This is a genomic window from Thermoanaerobacterium sp. CMT5567-10 (assembly GCF_030534315.2).
GTDB lineage: Bacteria > Bacillota > Thermoanaerobacteria > Thermoanaerobacterales > Thermoanaerobacteraceae > Thermoanaerobacterium.
In genome coordinates, this window is record NZ_CP130558.2 from 1,017,214 (window position 1) to 1,033,535 (window position 16,322).

Annotated in this window: 32 protein-coding genes; 1 reads left to right on the forward strand and 31 read right to left on the reverse strand. The window is 34.9% G+C overall.

The genetic code is table 11. The features are described from left to right. Position 1: 1 nt before the first annotated feature. From Q2T46_RS05220 to Q2T46_RS05360, 29 genes are all read right to left on the reverse strand, one after another. Positions 2-994 (reverse strand): major capsid protein, encoded by a 993-nt coding sequence (locus Q2T46_RS05220; protein ID WP_303263970.1) that lies wholly within the window; start codon positions 992-994, stop codon positions 2-4. A 19-nt stretch (positions 995-1,013) separates the two neighbouring features. Further along, positions 1,014-1,577, reverse strand: a complete 564-nt coding sequence (locus tag Q2T46_RS05225; protein ID WP_303263969.1) for a phage scaffolding protein — start codon at positions 1,575-1,577, stop codon at positions 1,014-1,016. A gap of 115 nt (positions 1,578-1,692) precedes the next feature. Continuing rightward, positions 1,693-1,956: a hypothetical protein gene (locus tag Q2T46_RS05230; protein ID WP_303263968.1), complete on the reverse strand. Its 264-nt coding sequence runs from the start codon at positions 1,954-1,956 to the stop codon at positions 1,693-1,695. A 4-nt stretch (positions 1,957-1,960) separates the two neighbouring features. Next, on the reverse strand, positions 1,961-2,938 hold the full coding sequence (locus Q2T46_RS05235; protein WP_303263967.1) for a hypothetical protein: 978 nt from the start codon (positions 2,936-2,938) through the stop codon (positions 1,961-1,963). Between the two features lie 15 nt (positions 2,939-2,953). Continuing rightward, positions 2,954-4,390, reverse strand: a complete 1,437-nt coding sequence (locus tag Q2T46_RS05240) for a phage portal protein (protein ID WP_303263966.1) — start codon at positions 4,388-4,390, stop codon at positions 2,954-2,956. Further along, complete coding sequence (locus Q2T46_RS05245) at positions 4,387-5,625, reverse strand: PBSX family phage terminase large subunit (RefSeq protein ID WP_303263965.1); 1,239 nt, start codon at positions 5,623-5,625, stop codon at positions 4,387-4,389. The genes Q2T46_RS05240 and Q2T46_RS05245 overlap by 4 nt, the downstream gene beginning before the upstream one ends. Then, positions 5,600-6,307, reverse strand: a complete 708-nt coding sequence (terS, locus tag Q2T46_RS05250; protein WP_303263964.1) for a phage terminase small subunit — start codon at positions 6,305-6,307, stop codon at positions 5,600-5,602. Before terS ends, Q2T46_RS05245 begins: the two co-directional genes overlap by 26 nt. A gap of 81 nt (positions 6,308-6,388) precedes the next feature. Next, positions 6,389-6,652: a hypothetical protein gene (locus tag Q2T46_RS05255; protein WP_303263963.1), complete on the reverse strand. Its 264-nt coding sequence runs from the start codon at positions 6,650-6,652 to the stop codon at positions 6,389-6,391. A gap of 165 nt (positions 6,653-6,817) precedes the next feature. Beyond that, positions 6,818-7,297, reverse strand: coding sequence for a hypothetical protein (locus Q2T46_RS05260; protein WP_311062352.1), 480 nt, complete (start codon positions 7,295-7,297; stop codon positions 6,818-6,820). After that, the gene (locus Q2T46_RS05265; RefSeq protein WP_303263961.1) at positions 7,297-7,425 is read right to left on the reverse strand and encodes a hypothetical protein; all 129 of its coding nucleotides are present in this window, start codon (positions 7,423-7,425) and stop codon (positions 7,297-7,299) included. The genes Q2T46_RS05260 and Q2T46_RS05265 overlap by 1 nt, the downstream gene beginning before the upstream one ends. A 37-nt stretch (positions 7,426-7,462) precedes the next feature. Next, complete coding sequence (locus Q2T46_RS05270) at positions 7,463-7,639, reverse strand: hypothetical protein (RefSeq protein ID WP_303263960.1); 177 nt, start codon at positions 7,637-7,639, stop codon at positions 7,463-7,465. Beyond that, a complete protein-coding gene (locus Q2T46_RS05275) occupies positions 7,639-7,983 on the reverse strand; it encodes a RusA family crossover junction endodeoxyribonuclease (RefSeq protein ID WP_303263959.1) in 345 nt (114 codons plus the stop codon). Before Q2T46_RS05275 ends, Q2T46_RS05270 begins: the two co-directional genes overlap by 1 nt. A 1-nt stretch (position 7,984) precedes the next feature. Further along, on the reverse strand, positions 7,985-8,170 hold the full coding sequence (locus tag Q2T46_RS05280; protein ID WP_303263958.1) for a hypothetical protein: 186 nt from the start codon (positions 8,168-8,170) through the stop codon (positions 7,985-7,987). 12 nt (positions 8,171-8,182) lie between these two features. After that, entirely contained in the window at positions 8,183-8,347 is a 165-nt protein-coding gene (locus Q2T46_RS05285; RefSeq protein WP_303263957.1) for a hypothetical protein, read from the reverse strand. A gap of 26 nt (positions 8,348-8,373) precedes the next feature. Then, positions 8,374-9,333, reverse strand: coding sequence for a phage Gp37/Gp68 family protein (locus Q2T46_RS05290; protein ID WP_303263956.1), 960 nt, complete (start codon positions 9,331-9,333; stop codon positions 8,374-8,376). A gap of 3 nt (positions 9,334-9,336) precedes the next feature. After that, positions 9,337-9,540, reverse strand: a complete 204-nt coding sequence (locus Q2T46_RS05295; RefSeq protein WP_303263955.1) for a hypothetical protein — start codon at positions 9,538-9,540, stop codon at positions 9,337-9,339. Continuing rightward, positions 9,537-9,788 (reverse strand): acyl carrier protein, encoded by a 252-nt coding sequence (locus Q2T46_RS05300; protein ID WP_303263954.1) that lies wholly within the window; start codon positions 9,786-9,788, stop codon positions 9,537-9,539. Before Q2T46_RS05300 ends, Q2T46_RS05295 begins: the two co-directional genes overlap by 4 nt. After that, positions 9,785-10,315: a replicative helicase loader/inhibitor gene (locus Q2T46_RS05305; protein ID WP_303263953.1), complete on the reverse strand. Its 531-nt coding sequence runs from the start codon at positions 10,313-10,315 to the stop codon at positions 9,785-9,787. The genes Q2T46_RS05300 and Q2T46_RS05305 overlap by 4 nt, the downstream gene beginning before the upstream one ends. Beyond that, a complete protein-coding gene (locus Q2T46_RS05310) occupies positions 10,309-11,343 on the reverse strand; it encodes a hypothetical protein (RefSeq protein WP_303263952.1) in 1,035 nt (344 codons plus the stop codon). Before Q2T46_RS05310 ends, Q2T46_RS05305 begins: the two co-directional genes overlap by 7 nt. Positions 11,344-11,362: 19 nt before the next feature. Continuing rightward, positions 11,363-11,878, reverse strand: coding sequence for an endonuclease domain-containing protein (locus tag Q2T46_RS05315; RefSeq protein ID WP_303263951.1), 516 nt, complete (start codon positions 11,876-11,878; stop codon positions 11,363-11,365). 69 nt (positions 11,879-11,947) lie between these two features. Then, complete coding sequence (locus Q2T46_RS05320) at positions 11,948-12,157, reverse strand: hypothetical protein (protein WP_303263950.1); 210 nt, start codon at positions 12,155-12,157, stop codon at positions 11,948-11,950. Next, positions 12,154-13,047, reverse strand: coding sequence for a recombinase RecT (locus Q2T46_RS05325; RefSeq protein ID WP_303263949.1), 894 nt, complete (start codon positions 13,045-13,047; stop codon positions 12,154-12,156). Before Q2T46_RS05325 ends, Q2T46_RS05320 begins: the two co-directional genes overlap by 4 nt. Next, positions 13,044-13,235, reverse strand: coding sequence for a hypothetical protein (locus tag Q2T46_RS05330; protein ID WP_303263948.1), 192 nt, complete (start codon positions 13,233-13,235; stop codon positions 13,044-13,046). Before Q2T46_RS05330 ends, Q2T46_RS05325 begins: the two co-directional genes overlap by 4 nt. After that, on the reverse strand, positions 13,228-13,422 hold the full coding sequence (locus Q2T46_RS05335) for a hypothetical protein (RefSeq protein ID WP_311062353.1): 195 nt from the start codon (positions 13,420-13,422) through the stop codon (positions 13,228-13,230). The genes Q2T46_RS05330 and Q2T46_RS05335 overlap by 8 nt, the downstream gene beginning before the upstream one ends. 193 nt (positions 13,423-13,615) lie before the next feature. Beyond that, positions 13,616-14,050 (reverse strand): helix-turn-helix transcriptional regulator, encoded by a 435-nt coding sequence (locus Q2T46_RS05340; RefSeq protein WP_303263946.1) that lies wholly within the window; start codon positions 14,048-14,050, stop codon positions 13,616-13,618. A gap of 64 nt (positions 14,051-14,114) precedes the next feature. Continuing rightward, on the reverse strand, positions 14,115-14,348 hold the full coding sequence (locus Q2T46_RS05345) for a hypothetical protein (protein WP_303263945.1): 234 nt from the start codon (positions 14,346-14,348) through the stop codon (positions 14,115-14,117). Continuing rightward, a complete protein-coding gene (locus tag Q2T46_RS05350; RefSeq protein ID WP_303263944.1) occupies positions 14,348-14,515 on the reverse strand; it encodes a hypothetical protein in 168 nt (55 codons plus the stop codon). Before Q2T46_RS05350 ends, Q2T46_RS05345 begins: the two co-directional genes overlap by 1 nt. A 17-nt stretch (positions 14,516-14,532) precedes the next feature. Beyond that, positions 14,533-14,799 carry an excisionase gene (locus Q2T46_RS05355; protein WP_303263943.1) on the reverse strand — a complete coding sequence of 89 codons (267 nt, stop codon included), beginning with the start codon at positions 14,797-14,799 and terminating at the stop codon, positions 14,533-14,535. A gap of 12 nt (positions 14,800-14,811) precedes the next feature. Beyond that, positions 14,812-15,603 (reverse strand): phage antirepressor, encoded by a 792-nt coding sequence (locus Q2T46_RS05360; protein ID WP_303263942.1) that lies wholly within the window; start codon positions 15,601-15,603, stop codon positions 14,812-14,814. Between the two features lie 66 nt (positions 15,604-15,669). Between Q2T46_RS05360 and Q2T46_RS05365 the strand changes: the two genes are divergently transcribed. Continuing rightward, a complete protein-coding gene (locus Q2T46_RS05365) occupies positions 15,670-15,879 on the forward strand; it encodes a hypothetical protein (protein WP_303263941.1) in 210 nt (69 codons plus the stop codon). Here the strand turns inward: Q2T46_RS05365 and Q2T46_RS05370 are convergent. Next, positions 15,855-16,040 (reverse strand): hypothetical protein, encoded by a 186-nt coding sequence (locus tag Q2T46_RS05370; protein WP_303263940.1) that lies wholly within the window; start codon positions 16,038-16,040, stop codon positions 15,855-15,857. The two genes, Q2T46_RS05365 and Q2T46_RS05370, sit on opposite strands and share 25 nt — an antisense overlap. Before the next feature lie 15 nt (positions 16,041-16,055). Further along, positions 16,056-16,304 (reverse strand): helix-turn-helix transcriptional regulator, encoded by a 249-nt coding sequence (locus tag Q2T46_RS05375; protein ID WP_303263939.1) that lies wholly within the window; start codon positions 16,302-16,304, stop codon positions 16,056-16,058. Positions 16,305-16,322 lie beyond the last annotated feature (18 nt).

A 16,322-nucleotide genomic window follows, 5' to 3' on the forward strand; every position in this document is an offset into this window, starting at 1 on the left:
CTTATTTTACTTTTATATTTCTTAATACTCCCGCTGCGCGTGTCGACTTTAGCACTACTGCGGCTATCATTTCAACCTCGCCTTTTTTAACTGCGCCAGGTTGTGTAAAATCAGGTAAGTAAGTTCTAATAACTCTATTACCAGTTACTGTAGCTGCATGAAAGCCATCAAGGCCTAACCTAACAGCATATAAATCAGTCAATCCAGTAATAACATTTGTTCCGTCAGGTTTACGTGTATCCACGATAGGTACCGTTGGTACCGCTTGGCCAGCATCATTAACATAATAGCCAAGATCCAACAATGGAATTCCATCGTAAGTGTCAACTTTTCTGCCGAATGCATCTTCTGTTGGAGTAAGATAACCTGCTCTTCTTGCTACTGCTTTAATTTTAGTCATAAGCTTTGAATTGCCCGCTAAAAATGAAGGCCTACCATCAAGTTCTGAGAGGAAGTCATCAAGCACGTCTAAAAAGATTTTATAATTCGTATCAAGCTGTGCTGATGTACTTAAATCTATATAAGTGTCAGTTCCTATTTCTGTAGAATTTCCTGTTAATGCTTTATTTAAACCATCAAAGGCTTTAGAATCAACTGCGCTATCTCCATTAATTACTGTGTAATGAAATAAGTTTGACGCGGCTTTTATTTTCTCCTGAAGCTGGAAATTGACCTCATCAATTGCACCTGATGTCTCGGCTATAACTCTATCAATCTCAAAAGATCCGCCAAAGATCTTTAGGGTTGCAATATGTGGTTCTCTATCTGCTATCTGTGCAGTATATTCAGTATTAATATCCCTGAATCCTGCTCTTGCCGGTGTCTTTAATCTTATATAACCATATGTCAGTGTTGAACCGCCAGTACCTGGTGATACTGCATCATCAAATGTCAAGCGATCTAACAATATTGAGTTTCTTCTAAACTCATCGATAACCTGTTGGTCTACTTTGTTGGCCATTCCTACTTTGGCCTGCTCAAGTGTTATAGGCATTATACATCAACCTCCTAAATTATTTTTGATAATATTGCTTTAAAGCATCTGCCAAATTATTAACTGCTGGCGGTGTTTTATCTTTTGGTCCATTACCTACACTGCCGCCTGTGCCATTAAGGTCAACTTCTTTAAATAGATATGGTTTGCTCTCTTTAAGAGCCTTTATTTGTTCTTCAAGTCCCAAAACTGTACCGTCATCTGCTATATTGATAGCATCTTGTTTTAAATGTGGAATTATGTCATTCACATCATTAGGATTAGCCTTTAAAACCTCCAATTTGATAGCGTTCATTTTTCTTGTGTTGTTGAGTTCATCTTCTTTTTCTGCTATTTGTTTTTTGAGTGTATCAATAGTTTTAGCCGCTTCCTCATTGTCCTTTATGACGTTTTGAAGCTCTCCTAATTTCTTATTTAAGTCTTCAACCTGCTGTTTGTATTGTTTCCTCTCATTATTTGCCTCATCAAATTTCTCCTTTGGTATCCAATTGCCGTCACTCACTATGGCAATTTTTGCTTTATCGCCTAATTTCTGCATTAATTGATTGTATAAATCTTCTCCGAGTAATTCTTTAAGATCCATCTTAATATCTCCTTTCCTACTAACCTTTTTAAACTGGTCGGCTCCAGCCTGCGGTCTTGTTATTTATGCTCTGCAATACTAAAAAGAGCAAAATAAAAAGCCTTATTTCTAAGACTTAATTTACAGGTTCATATGTTTTCTGAAAGATGTCCAGCTTACATGGATAGAATTCTCCATTTACGCCTTTTATAATCCAATCGCCTACCCTCGCTATATGTTCTCCTTCTAATGTCGGTATCTTCAATATCGGATTTTTTTGGTCTTTATAATCAACCTTTATTGTGTATCCTATGAAGTCAGATAATTTAGTTAAAGTTTCAGCGTTATCAAAAAATTGCATAGCTTCAACAATAACTGGCTTTTTTCGATATTTCCCCATGATTTCACCTCCTTGCTATTTCTTTTTTATATACATTCTCATACCAATCATTAAGCTTTTTGTTCCCTTCTGGATTTCTTACCCATTCTTTTAGCTCCGCTACTATATCGTCAATGGATTTTACTATAACTGGCCATGTTGGACATAAACATCCCGGATGACCAATAGGTACTTCATCAATTTTAAAATTGCCTTTTCCTAATCCTTCATCATGTCTGGCATATTCGTCGCATATATCTTCGCCCCATTTTTTGACTTGTCTCTCGTAATGTTGCGGTGATAATTCCCAATGAATCGCCTTTACAAATGGATTTTTTTTAGCTGCTTGATATTGCGCTTCTCTAAATCCATGTGTTATAGCTGTCCGTGCTAACCTTTGAGCGTTATAATCTATTTGAACATTTCTCATATTGGGATATACCTTACCCCAATTCCATGACCGCCTTGATTCGGGCTTTACGAATTCTTCAAGGTCTTTTGCCAATTCATAGGCCGTTTTCTTTTCTGCCATAGCTCGCTTAATAACATAATCAATGTTTTGGCCAAACTCATTAGTGAGTTTCCATATTCGCTTACTAAGGCTTTTATGGTCCTTATATAATCTACCTTTTATCATCACCGACAAAACATCTTCAGGAACCCTTGAAAACATCTCCGTAAAATGAGGACCTAAGTCAACAAATTTTGAAATATCTTTAAATAACTCTGTATCTGGAACTATTGCCTCTTCTGCGGCTTTTCCGATATACTCATTTATATTGCTGCTTAACTCTTTTTGCATATTATCTCTTGCTTTTTTAAGAGCCTTTGTATAATCTATAAGCCATCTTTGTGTTAGCGTACCATCCTTGGACTTTTTGGCTTCTGAACTTAATTCATCTATTGCCGCTGTATATATATGAAAAATTTCTTGCTTTTGATCTATTGTCAGCTTTAAAAAATTTTTTCTGGCCTTCTTGATTAACTCTTCATATTTACTCATTGAATACCGTCACCACTAGTCACCACTATTTAATTCGTTACTGGCTGCTTGAATAAATTCATCTTTTAACATTTGCTGTTCTGTTGCTATTTGTTCCATCTCAGCATCAACATCCTCAACATCCTGCCATTTCTTTATGAATGCTTTCCTACTCATAACCTGCGCAGTCACTTTTTCAAGATCCAGTCTCTGCTGGTCTGCTTCATCTTCTGGTATTGGATATGTATGCTCTATCGTCATAGTAGTATCAAATCTAACGATATCTCTTGCATTATAGAGATTATATACATCTACCATTTTAAAGATATAATCAACCATCTGTTCAAGTGCCGGACCCCATTCTGTCCAATCTTCCTCACATGCAGATATGAGATCCCAATACAATGCTTTCATACTTTTACCAGACTGCATTAAACCTTTAAGTTGCTCAAGTCCAATATTAGGCACACTTAAAGCATCATACATATCATTCTTTATTCTATTGACTGTGTCTTGAAATTTATCGTTATATGAAAAATTACTTTCTAATCTATTTGCCTGTGCTTGCTTACCTTCTGTTGATATATCTGATTGCAAGTCTATCATTGCACCAGGTGCGATCTTTATATTTTTCAGTGAGTCTTCTGACGCGTCTACGAACACATTTTGGCCAAACATCTGAAACTTAAGTGCATCTATATCATCACTTGTAAGTCTATTATAAATATCTTGATTACTCCATAATAACTCAACATCACTTCTGCCTTCTGTCTCTCCAGTTAAACCACCATTTTGAATTATAATTGCTGGGATAAAATCCAATCCTGTATTATAATTCTGGAATGGTGCTTCTAATAATGCACCTGTCCCATTATAAGTACCTTCATTCAAGATGCATTTGCCGTTAATCATCTCCCAAGTTTGTTTTTTAATAATTTGCTCTGCTGGCTCTAATGCATCCTGGACCATATATACAAATATAATCTTGTACAAATTGTCCACATCATCAACATCGTAAAATGGTATAAACTCTTGTGCTGGCGAGAAAACAATTTTGAGGCCTATATCTCTTTGTGCCCACAACTTAATTGCTATTTTACCTCCTATGCTGCAATCTTTACGAGCCTTCAATAGTTTGCTGTGAAATTTGTTAGAGTCTAATATTTTATATAATAGATCTTCTTTTGCCTGAGCTTTATCAGCATTTATAGTGCTTCCTCTTTCATCTGCAATAATCGGCTTCAAATTGAAGTACGGCTCTTTCCCAAACATAAACCGGGCTTTTTTGTCGATTAGTTCCTTTATTTTGTTCGATATCTTCTTTGTTGGCTTATAATCAAGTTCTTCATTTGTAGACCACTCTTGTTTTCCATCATAGATCTCATACCATCTGATGATTTTGTTAATTCTTTCAAGCTGGTCTGTATACAAACCTTGTAAATCTACTTTTAATAATTGCATATAATCTATCATTGTCTTGCCCCCTTTCCTGAATAGTTCTTTCTGTCGAACACTTCTGTAACATCTGAATATGCATATCTTAATGCATCCATAAGATGATTAAATTCATCTATAGGTTCATTGATAAATTCATTTGTGTTTTTATCTTTCTTCCAAGTATAATTTTCAAATTCTAGGATATGTTTTTTGCAATTGGGATGTACAATAATTTTAAACTGTTGTAATTTCTGAATACCATTTAGTATACTATCAGGCCCCTTTTTAGCGCTTAAAATCCTTGGTATTCCATAACTTCTTATTTCAGCTATAGATTTTGGTTCAGCGCTGTCAGCTCTAATGATCTCATTTTGAAATCCCTTAGCTTTTATCATATTTGCTATATGATTATTGAGCATTCCTGTCTGGTAATGTTCATCAAAAATATATATCAATCTTTCTGGTAAATTCATAAGGCTACAGCTAAAAGCTGTTGGATCATTTGTGTATCCAAAGTCAAGCCCGAATTTCTTTATGTATTTTAATTTGGTCCAATCAAAATCTTTGATCTCTATATTTGTGTATATAAGTTTATCCAGAGTCGCAAATAACCCTAGCGCATATATCTTATAATAAGTTGGATTTATTTCTTTCATTTTGAGCAATTCTTTGATATATTCATCAGGCAAAAATCTATTATCTTTCCACGTGGTATGGACTATCAAAGTATCATCTGGCAATCCATTTTCAAAAAATCTATGGTATGTCCAATTACCTTTTGAAATTGGATTAAACATCAAATGTATTTGTTGATTAGGCGCTTTACTTCTTAATCTCAAATTCAGCTGTGAAAAATCATCAAGTGTCAATTCTGATGCCTCTTCAATTATTATGTCATCAACGCCTTGTATTGATTTTATTTTTTCAGGATTATCAAGCCCTTTAAACAAAAACAAACTACCATTTGGCAGTTTTATTGCTAATCGTGATTCAGTCACAGTACAATATTCAAGTATTTTATATGTGTTTTCGAGCTGATTTATAAATTCTGCAAATATTGAATCTCTTAATGTCGCTGCGACTTTTCTAATGACAAGGCACTTTCTTTTAGGCATCTTTAAATATTTTAATATCATTTTTTGAACCACAAATACAGATTTGCCAGATCCAGCACCACCATAAAATATATTAAATCGCTGTTCTGTTTCGAGATATGGTAAATATGCTTCATTAAAAATATTTTTGTTAACTGTCAGGTTTATTTTCATCATTATCACCTGCCAGTTTAACATTTATATTAACTATCTTATTAGGATCATCCTCTTTTAATCTTTCAATATCAACTTTTATTTTTTGTATTCGTAATTTCTGTTCTTCTGTGGCTAAGTCAGTATTTAATAATTCACTATATTTTGATATTAAATTTCTCAATTCAGCCATGGCTCGCGATTGCGCTTGTAAAAAGTTAGCCTGTTTATCCCACGCAAATTGGAGCTCATATTCTTTTTCAGATATATTTTCAGATTCTATGGTCCGCTTCAAAACCTTTGACAAATCATTCTGATCTTTAACATACATAATCTTTTGTGCTCTGATAATGGCTGAATATTGAATAACTATTTGGTCCCATAGTAAATCTAATGGATCTTTCTTTTGTATTTCATCTATAATATCTAAAGTATCCTGAGGTAAATATTTAGAAAACAGGCCATGTTTTTCGGCGTTCTTATTACCAAATGGTGCTCCACCATCATTACCTAATGCATTTTTATTGCCTTTGGGTGCACCCCGTTTTTTCTCCTTGTGTGCACCTTCTTTTTTCTCTTTGGACCAATTATATCGCTTAACCCATGATTTCAGCGTATTTATGCTAAGATTGTATTTTTCACATATTTTATTATATTTCATTCCCAATAGATAATCTTTTTTTACTTGATCTTTTATTTCATCCATTATCACCTCACCGCCAATATTGAGTTGTTTTGTATATCGCATGAAAAAAGAGCCCATTAGAGCTCTTTAAATTACTTAATATCAATTTAATTCAGTTAATATTATGCTATTTCCACATTCTTCACAAGTAAATTCGATGCCTTCTATTGTATGATATACATCAATATCACTTACATCGCGCATATTTTTTATTTCTTCCATTTCATTTTCGATTTCTATTTGTACATCCGGTTCGCAATGTATTTTTGCTTTCTCTAATTTTTCACTTACATAGCTGTAATTTTCCTCATTCGGTAGCAATTCCACGATCTTTCCACAATGTTCACAGATAATCTGTATCTTCATTTATAAATTCCCCTTTCTTTATTTTTACCATAATATTCTACATATTTTTCTAAAATCCTTCTTTTTCTGCAAAAATTTAAGCTCAGGAAGGGGACGCCTGAGCTTTGTCTTTTGTTTATCAAATATTTATCTATTGTTCTATTATGTATTATAGCATAGATTTTTTTATAAAGTACGCAAAAAATGCGACAAAAATGCGACAATTTCTTCAATCTCGTTAGAATATTCATTTGCAATTTTCTCTATTGCATAAGATGCGATTCTTTGGCAATTTCTAATGCTATAGTTGTTCTTTTTGCTTATATATCGCCATTTATGTTTTTCAATATATCTCATAGTTAAAATATTTTTCTCTATATTAGATAACGATGACAATATACTATCAATGGTAAGAATGATAAAGACTAGTATAAGCGATTTATCTTTCATTTCTATATCTTCAAGTGCTATATTTTCTGTAATACTGTTAAATTTATATGTTTTTCCAGATTTTATACCTGCATTAATAGCAGGTAGCTCAGATATTTCATTGTATTTCATGTTATAATATTCCAATTTTGTTTTAATGACATTGTATTTTTTTAAGACATTTTCAACATCTTTTTGAATTTCTCTAGGTGTTTTCAAAATCATCATCCCACCCATCAAATTTTAACCCCTTTATTGTTCTCCATCAGCCACTTATAAAACTCATATCCCTTTGGGTATTTCTGATCCCAAAGTTTTTTTGTTATATCTTTGTATTTTTTCTTCTTCTTTTTCTTCTTCGTCAACTTTTCCCCTCCTAAATGCGTATAGGGATAGCTTTAGCTACCCCTCTTTAATCTCCACTGTAATCTTTAAAACTTTATTTTTACATGTTACAAGTTTTATTGCTTCTGATAAATATGTTTCAGGAATATCAAACTGTACCCTTGCACCGTCACCACCAAATTTAAGGCCTGATTGAATTGGTGGTATTGATGCTAAAAATTCAATTTTACCCATCATGATACCTCCTCTATCTCAATTTCTACTTTTTCTTCATTACCTTTTAATCGTTGTATTGTCAAATATGATACTTGTTTGTCATCTTTGTATGCTACGCCATTCATTCCATCCATACATGACTTTGCAATATTGTCTATATCTGGATATACATTCCTTTTAACATATACTCTGATATACAACGCTATATTGCCCTCAAGTGGCTGTTTAACGGCCTCTCTTGCCTTCCACCCGACTAATTCTTCATACTGTCGTGTCCGTTCTGGTGTATAAGCATGTCCGGTTTTTGAAAATCTTGGTCTGCCTTTCGGTACTGGTCGGCCGGGAATTACTATTTTGTACATATCAGTTTCCTCCCTCATTAAGCTCTCTAAAAGTCAATTCCTGCCATTCTTCAAAGCTTATATCCCCTTCTGACCATTCACCTTTTGCCATTTGGCCGCGCTTTAATATCTCGAAAATCTCTGCTGCATAAGGCTCATCTATGTTGATGATGAAGTATTTGCGTCCCGGTTTCATTTCTTTAAGCATGTCTTATTCCTCCTAACTAATATATTTCTCGCATATCTCAATTGCTTTTTTGATGTATATCTGAGCGTGCTTAGTGTTATTATCAGTAATCAATGAATCTTTTGCTTTATCTAGTAGATTAACAACATCGGCTAAATCTTCTTTCATCTTTCTTGATATCTTATATCCGCCCCACATTTTTATATCCCTTCCTCATTGGCAATTTATATATCAATACTCGGAATCTCATTCCATGTTTTACCATCCAAGACACGTCCAGCAGTCTTTTTACCAACTTTAACAAAATCATATTTACACTCAGGATATTCTTGTAATGTATGAAGTCCATCCCCAGTAGAGCGGAAAGGCAAAGGTTTGTATTCGCCCCACGATTTAAAGAAAAACGGTATTCTCGCCTTCTGGCATTGATCTCTTAAGTCTCGCGCCCAATCCGGGTGCATTGGCCGCGCTCCCAGACCGCTTTCTCCGCCGCATATTACCCAATCAATACCGGGGCAAACCAAGATTGGCTTATTACCCTGCTCAGGAAAAGCAGCTTGCCAATATTTATATGTAGGTCGGTAGTCATATTCGGGAAAGTAATGATCAATCTTAACTGGCCCTAGCATCGGCTCTACACTTACAAAGTGTACTGCTGCCGGTATTTGTAATAAAATTGGTATACGTTCATCTGCTCTTTGCTGGTTTTCGGCAGTAACCCCGAGCCATATGTTGTCCGGTAAAGTCGGCGGATAACCTGCCCACCCTTCCCCTTTTCCTGTAATTGAAAAGTATGGGCCAGGAATGGTATTCCCCGGACGCAACCGCTTATAAACTTCAAGCATTCGTTCTGGCCTTTTAGTAAGCACCAAAAAGGTGTGATGTTTAGCCTTTGCCATCACATTAAATATTCGCATGATGTCATATGGGTGGACATCCTCATGGAATAAATCCCCCATACTGCACACAAATATTCGCTGAGGTTTCCTCCATTGTAAAGGTTCATTCAGTCGCTCTGGATGCAACGTTACCTTGAACGGTTCATCTGCCGGATATCCACATCTACCTTTAAGTCTATTTGCTATGCGGTTTGCATAACAGTTTTGGCATCCTTCGCTGATAGGTGTGCAGCCGGTAACCGGATTCCATACAGTATCCGTCCACTCTATTTTTGTTTTATTCATCCCTCACGCCTCCTTTAAAAACCTTAATTTAGCATTTCCGCACGCAATATCCGCTTTATTTATGCATGTCCTATATCCCTTTTTCTGCACTAAGTAAAAATGTTCGTATTCTTTTATAAGTTCACCCTTACCTCGAATTATCTCTCTTTTTCTTTTCTTGTCTTTACCATCCCCATTTTTCAAATTCATCTCAAATTCAACCTTCATAATTTATCTCTTCCTCCCCATATTGCTTTAATGTAATCTACTATGTCTCTAACAGTCTTGCACTTGAGAGCATCTTCATCGGATATTGATATAATAAACGTATCTTCAATATCGCATATTATCTCAATAAGTGTTAATGAATTTATATTAAGGTCATCAATTAAGTTCGAATCTATTTTTATTTCTCTCTTCGGGATCCCTGTCTGCTCGGATATTATGCTTTTAACTTTGCTCAATATTGTCATCATTTCTTGCCTCCCTCTATAAGCTTAAAATCATGCTTATTTGCAAGCATTGCTATATCGTTTTTAAGCTTCTCTGGTAACAATGCTTCTTTCTTCTCCCGTTCCTGGACCTGACTAAACATCTTGAGAAATTGCCCTCTCACAACTCCCGGCTCTTCACTAAGGCATATCTCACGCCACCCCATATATTTTGCAACCTTTGCTACAGCCGGGCTCATGCTTGCTAATGCCTCTTCTTCCCTGTATGAACCATAGTGGCGTATTGCTTTTTCAACTTCTCCCCATGCTTCGGCAGGATCCAGCTGTTCTCCTTTGGGTGTAGTTATCTCCGCTACCTGTTTGCGAATATCTGCTATGGCTGGAGGATATGGACTCTCAAGTATTAATTTTTTTACTGCAACTTGAGCTATTTGGTACGGTATGTCTTGTAGCATTTCATACCACACTTGCTGTTTTATTTCGTCAACTTCAAACTTTGGATATGACGCCGCTAATACTGCAAGCAGTTTTGCAATTTCCGACTTTACCATATTGAAACATCCTTTCCTGTTTTCTCTTCTTCCTCGGCTTTTCTTACAAGTTCTAACGCTTTAGCCACATTTTTAGGCATTTCGCCTGGATCTGCTCGTCCCTTGCTTTGCATGTTCCGCATTTTATGTGCTGTTAGCGTATCCCACTTTTCACGTAATTTACCCGGACTTAGTATATTAGCTCTCCAAAAATTGTCTCTATGAGACCAGTCAATCAAACTACGTATTTCTTCTGGATCTCTTTTATCAATGCGAATCATAAGGTCGATATCATAGGCCCATCGTTTCAATCCTGCTATTGTTGGCTCAGGTACTCTGGCTTTTGGTAAGTTTTCTAAAATGCATTGTCTCATAAACATGGCAAGTTGAAATTGAATTGTATCCTCGCTAAAGACTGGAATAATATGCTTTCCACTTTTTTTGTCCTCATTTTGAGGTTTCTGCTGCATGTCCGGGCTTCGCTCGGACGTAGATATATTCTCCGAAGGAGAAGGTGAAGGAGAAGGAGAAGGTGAAGGAGAAGGAGAAGGTGAAGGAGAAGGAGAAGGTGAAGGAGAAGGGTGTTTTTTGTCGTTATCTACGCTAACTTGCGCGCAATTGCGCGACATATTATCTTCTTGCGCGTACTTGTTTTTATCTGCACTATTTTGACTATTCCATGGTGCATTTTCAGGCGCTGGACAATTAGATTTATCTGATTCGCGCTTATTATCTCTAATGTAAGTTTGATATTTATAATACTTTTCTGGTTCTATTGCTATATATGTATGTCCTTCTGTTACATATTTAAAAACGAGTCCTACTTCGGCATACTTGTCTATCGCCCTTTCAATATCTTTCACCGTAAATGGGAATGCAGGGAAAATACTTAATTTAATTTTTAAAGGTGCCGCCTCCATTCTTCCCCAATCATCAAATCCTGTAATAAACCATGGCCACATTAAGGCTATTGTAGGATCTTCTGCGGCTATTTGTGCTATTTTTTCGTCAATGCTCATATCACTTGTTATAAATCTCTTTCTCCCCATTTCAATCCCTCACCTTAAATTAATAACTTTGGCTAAAAACTACAGAAAGGACTTCTCTTGCACATTCATCAGGATCCGCCCAAATTTCACTTCCAGTAAATCTAATTACTTTATAACCTGCTCTTGCTAGATATCTATCTTTTTGCTTGTCTCTCGCCGCCTGCTCCTTTGTTTTTTCATGGAAATCATGCCCATCACATTCAATAACTATATTTCTTTCTTGACCTTCATAAGTTACATTAATATAAAAATCTACTCTGTATTTTTTACCAAAACAATCTATCTCATATTGAGGATATATAGTATAAACGCCATAATCTGATTTGACTTCAAATATGATAAGTTTGTGTTGTAGGGCTAGACCTAAGAGCTGTTCGATTGGTGATTCACATTCAGAAATTTCAATTAGATAATTTGAAGCAGTACTTTCCATTATTTTGTCAAAATATTGTTTTACTCTAGGTTCTAACTTTTTAGCCACTTCAAAAGCTGAAATATTCCAGTCATTGCTACCATCTTGATATATCTTTTTCATCTTCCTTCACCCTCCAATTTGGTACTTAATGAATATTTTTCCGCTCAAAATGTTTTTTAGAGAGGCGGTTTATTCCGCCTCATCTATTGTTTCATTTTCTGCTTGCTTATTGTTTTCAATTATTTTTCCGAAGAAGTCTCTCTGCTTATGCTTATACTCTGATTCTCTACATTCAATTTCATCCATCTTTTCGATAACAAAATCTATATCATAAGATCCTTTAAACCTATCTATTAAAAGTTCTCTTTTAAGGTCATACCACATTTTTTCATATCTCATTTTTGATCCTCCTCAACATTTTGTAAAAATTCTGGTAAATCTTCTTCATCTATTTCCATCTGTTGGTTTTCACCTTCTTCTATTGCATAATCATTGTCACTTTTATCATCTTCAATAATTTCTCCAGTATCTACATCAATTACATTATTATTTCCTTCAGTATCCGGTTCTGGGTTATCAACATATTCATAATCAACGCCACGTTTACCTTCGTGTATTATGGCTTGGTCGGATTTTAGAGCTGTTTGCATATCTACCGAGAGTATTCCCCATTTACTAAGTGTGTTCTTCATGACAGTTTTCTTTGCCATTTCATCAAAATCCGTACGCCATGGACCGTTATTGAAAGTTTTGCTAAATCTTTGTGCATGCGCTCTTACTTTCTCTATAGGCCAATATACGGTCTTTTCAAACCCATTAATCAGCCTGAAGTATGCCGCATAACCTATTACTTTGTTGGAAATCTTGTTATCAAAATTTAACTCAATCTCTTCCGTAAGAGGATTAAATCCTTTTAATTGTCCTTCATATATTGCAATTACATTTATGTTCTTATATTGCCCTGTTCTAAGTGCTAACTGTATAATTCCTTTGTATCCTACTTGAAATTGAGCTTTCCAACCCTCTTTCGTGTGATAAGGGATTATATAAGAGAAGCCTAGATTTGGATCCACAGGAAGATCCAAAGTGGCCGCTACCATTGCGGCAGATAGTATAGAGTTTGCATCACAGTTGCGAAGCATAGGGTTACCATTTACTACGTTTGATACAGATGTTATAAATTGTGCTGCTCTATGTCCAAGAACTTCCTCAAATCTTTTCTTTACATTTACATTGCTAAGCAAAAATTTTATCCTTTGATAATTATCTATTGCCTTGCTATTGCTCATTGTTTCTCCCCTCCATATTCTTCTTGCAATTTTTTATTAACCTCACGTATCTTAGATAAAACTGCTTCTATATCCTCGCCTGCATAGCTTATTTCCCAATTGTATCCTTTTGTATTCTTTTCAAGCTTTATTGAAATGTCCTTTGGCTGTTTATCGTAGAGATGTATTATCTTCATTTCATTATCCATTACATACTCCACTCCTTAAATTTTCTATATCAAGCTCTATAATCTTTATAAGTACTTTATCATCTGTTTTATTTTTTAAATCTTCAAGCATTTTAATTTTGTCATCTGTTTTAAGTATGCGTGAATTAGTGATATTCCAAATTTTGTTCATCATAGCCATGTTTCCCATCTTTTTATCCCCTTTCATTTTTTATCTTGAGAGTATACCTGAAATGTGGTATACTCTCCTTAGAAGAATTTTTATGTGCCTTTTTTAAGGCCTTTTTTTATTTCCAAAATTCTATTCCGTGTCTGACTTGTCCGTTTTCTAACGTTGAGGTTATACCAAATAATTTATATAAAAGTATTGCAAGTCTTACTGACATCTTTAAATCCCCCTTTCATCTTGCGAAAATAACCGCAAGTGCTGCGCCTGCCATTTCTCTTATTTCCTTTGTAACACGCTGCCATCTATCTTTTTCTGTTTCATCTACTACGCCATCAGCAGCTATCTTAATCATGTCTTTTTTAACAATTTCCAGGTCATCTGTTTCACTCTGCAGAGTTAATACTGATTCAGGTAAAATCGTTAGATTTAAGTCTGGAAGATATTTTTGTCCAACTTTTGTATTCTGTTTTAGATGCTGGTATCCCAACCAAGGAGCCATGTATATATTAACCATGTCACATACAATATCATCTTTGGGTATTGTCGTACCAGCTTCATAATCAGCTAAAGACCTCACACTTATATGTAACATCTCTGCTGCCTCTTCTCTCGATAAACCTGCTGATTTTCTGGCAATCTTGTATATGTTTTTGCATTCATTCCTCATTGCCATCACCCCTTTCTAATGCGATAATAATTTCAGAAACACTTCTTATGACATTTTCGAGATCTCACATCTGACTGTAGTAAAGTCTTAATTTCTCATGATATTCCTCATCAAGCTCTGCAATTTCTTCTCTGAATTTCTCAATTAATGCATCTGCCTTTGCTGCTTGTCTTTTTAGTTCCTGCAATTCTCTTATTCTTCGCAATCTGAACTCTTTTTGCATTTCAAGTGTCGTTAGTTCTCTATCAAGTTCATCAATATCAACGTTAACGACACTTTTTGTTAAAGCTTGTGCCATTATTTCTCCTCCATTTCTATCCGTGTTAATCCTTTTTCAATTGCTTTTAAATAAAATTCTTTGAAGTTCCAATCAACTTGAATGTATTCTTCTAAGTTTTTTAAAATTATTTCAGCCTTCTCTCTTTTTGTTAGCTTTTTTGCTTCATGTCCCCAGCTCATATTCATTCTTTCACCTCCTCTTTCTATAGCACTCTTCTTTCCTCCGAAACCTTTCTAAGCCATTCTTTTAGCATTTCACGATTAATCAAAAATTTTGATCCAACTTTAAAAAATGGAAAATCAGAATTTGGGTTGTGAACTAGTTCCAACAATTTATCTCTTCCTATGCCAGAACATTTTGCTGCTTCTTCTATAGTCAATGTAAGTTTTTGATTTACATTCACATTTTTTACTGCTTCTTTTATGAAATTTTGAAATTGTTCAATTTCTTGTATAGCTTTTGAAGTCATATCAAATCCTCCTCATTGAACATTTTCTTTGTTGATTTCTTGCATACTTTTAAATTTATTAATGAAGTATATCTGTCCTTTGCCAGTTACCTTAGCAGTTTTTGAGATTGTCACATGACCGTCGCTGTGAGTTATTGAAGTTTCTTTGATTCTAAAAAGCCCTAACTCCATTGATTTTTGTGTCGGCATATTGTAATCTGTGCCCTTCCTGCTGATTAAGTAACCATTGCTGCGCATCCATTCAAACAATCTTTTCTCACCAATATCAATTCCATTTTGTTTAAGCAGTTTTGCTAATTCGCCAATGAGGATTGCTGTATCTGATATAGCAACACTATCAGCAAATAATACTTTTGGTTTATCCTGTTTGATTTTTTCTTCAAGTTTAAGTTTTTCTTCTCGCTCTTGTTTGAGCTGCGTTGCAAGCTGAATTATCGTATCAGGATTAAGCAATACTTCTTCAATTTTTTCTGGTGTAAGATAAGCTCCATGTTTGCGAATACTTGGTATAACTTCTGAAGTGATCCATTTCTTGAATCTCTTTGCTGTAGGTAATTTTGAACTCAAAACTAAACTATAGAGACCAGACTCATTTATGATTGTCATATTTCTATTTTGGCTACCGTCGTAAATTGCGACGTCAGATTTATCATCTTCATCAATATGTTTTGCAAGTGCATCTCTTGTATTTGAATATCCTAAAACTTCTGCTACATCTTTTCCAACAAACCAGGGTTCATTGTCTTTAATAATTACTCTTACTTGCCCAAATTCTTTATTGCTGAAGATTTGTAAATCATTCATGCTCTTTCCTCCTTTTGTTTCTCCTCTCTCCAAAATGGTAAAATATTCTTGAGAGGAGGTGAGATTATGAAAGACTTCAATGAATTTAAAACTTTGTTTGCTGAACAGTACTCAGAAGAACTCGCTCAAATTGCTTACAACACTGCTAAAGCTGAACTTGATAACACTGCTGAAAATAATTTATCAGTAGCATTGGCTGGAGTCTTAAGTAAAATACAGGTTGTCACATTGTTTAAGGTTCTTGAAGCTTATCATGAATGGGTATCTTCACAATAAGCTTCTTCCACTCCTTTTTTTATGGCTGCTGCAACTATTTTGGCAATCATCTCACCGTCAATTTTTAGCTCAATTTCCTTTGGCTGTTCTGGAATTCGCCCTTCCAGGGCAGTTACTCTCTTTTCTAATTCATTTATCCTCTGCTTTAAAACTTCCTCCATCCTTCTCACCTCCTCCTATGCGGTTTGTTCATTTCTATTACCATCTGGCAATGATTTATTTAAAAAAATTTTCTCAAAATCTATATCTAATCCGCTTTTTATCAAACCAGCAATAAACTTAGCTCCAGGATTTCTATCTCCCTTAAAAACTCTGTATACTGTTGTATAGTCTACGCCAATTAATTCTGCTAATTTAACTTCAGATATTTTCTTTTTCTCCATATATTTTTTTAAGTAATCAAGGTTAATTATATTGTCTGCCACTTTTAGCACCTCCTTTAC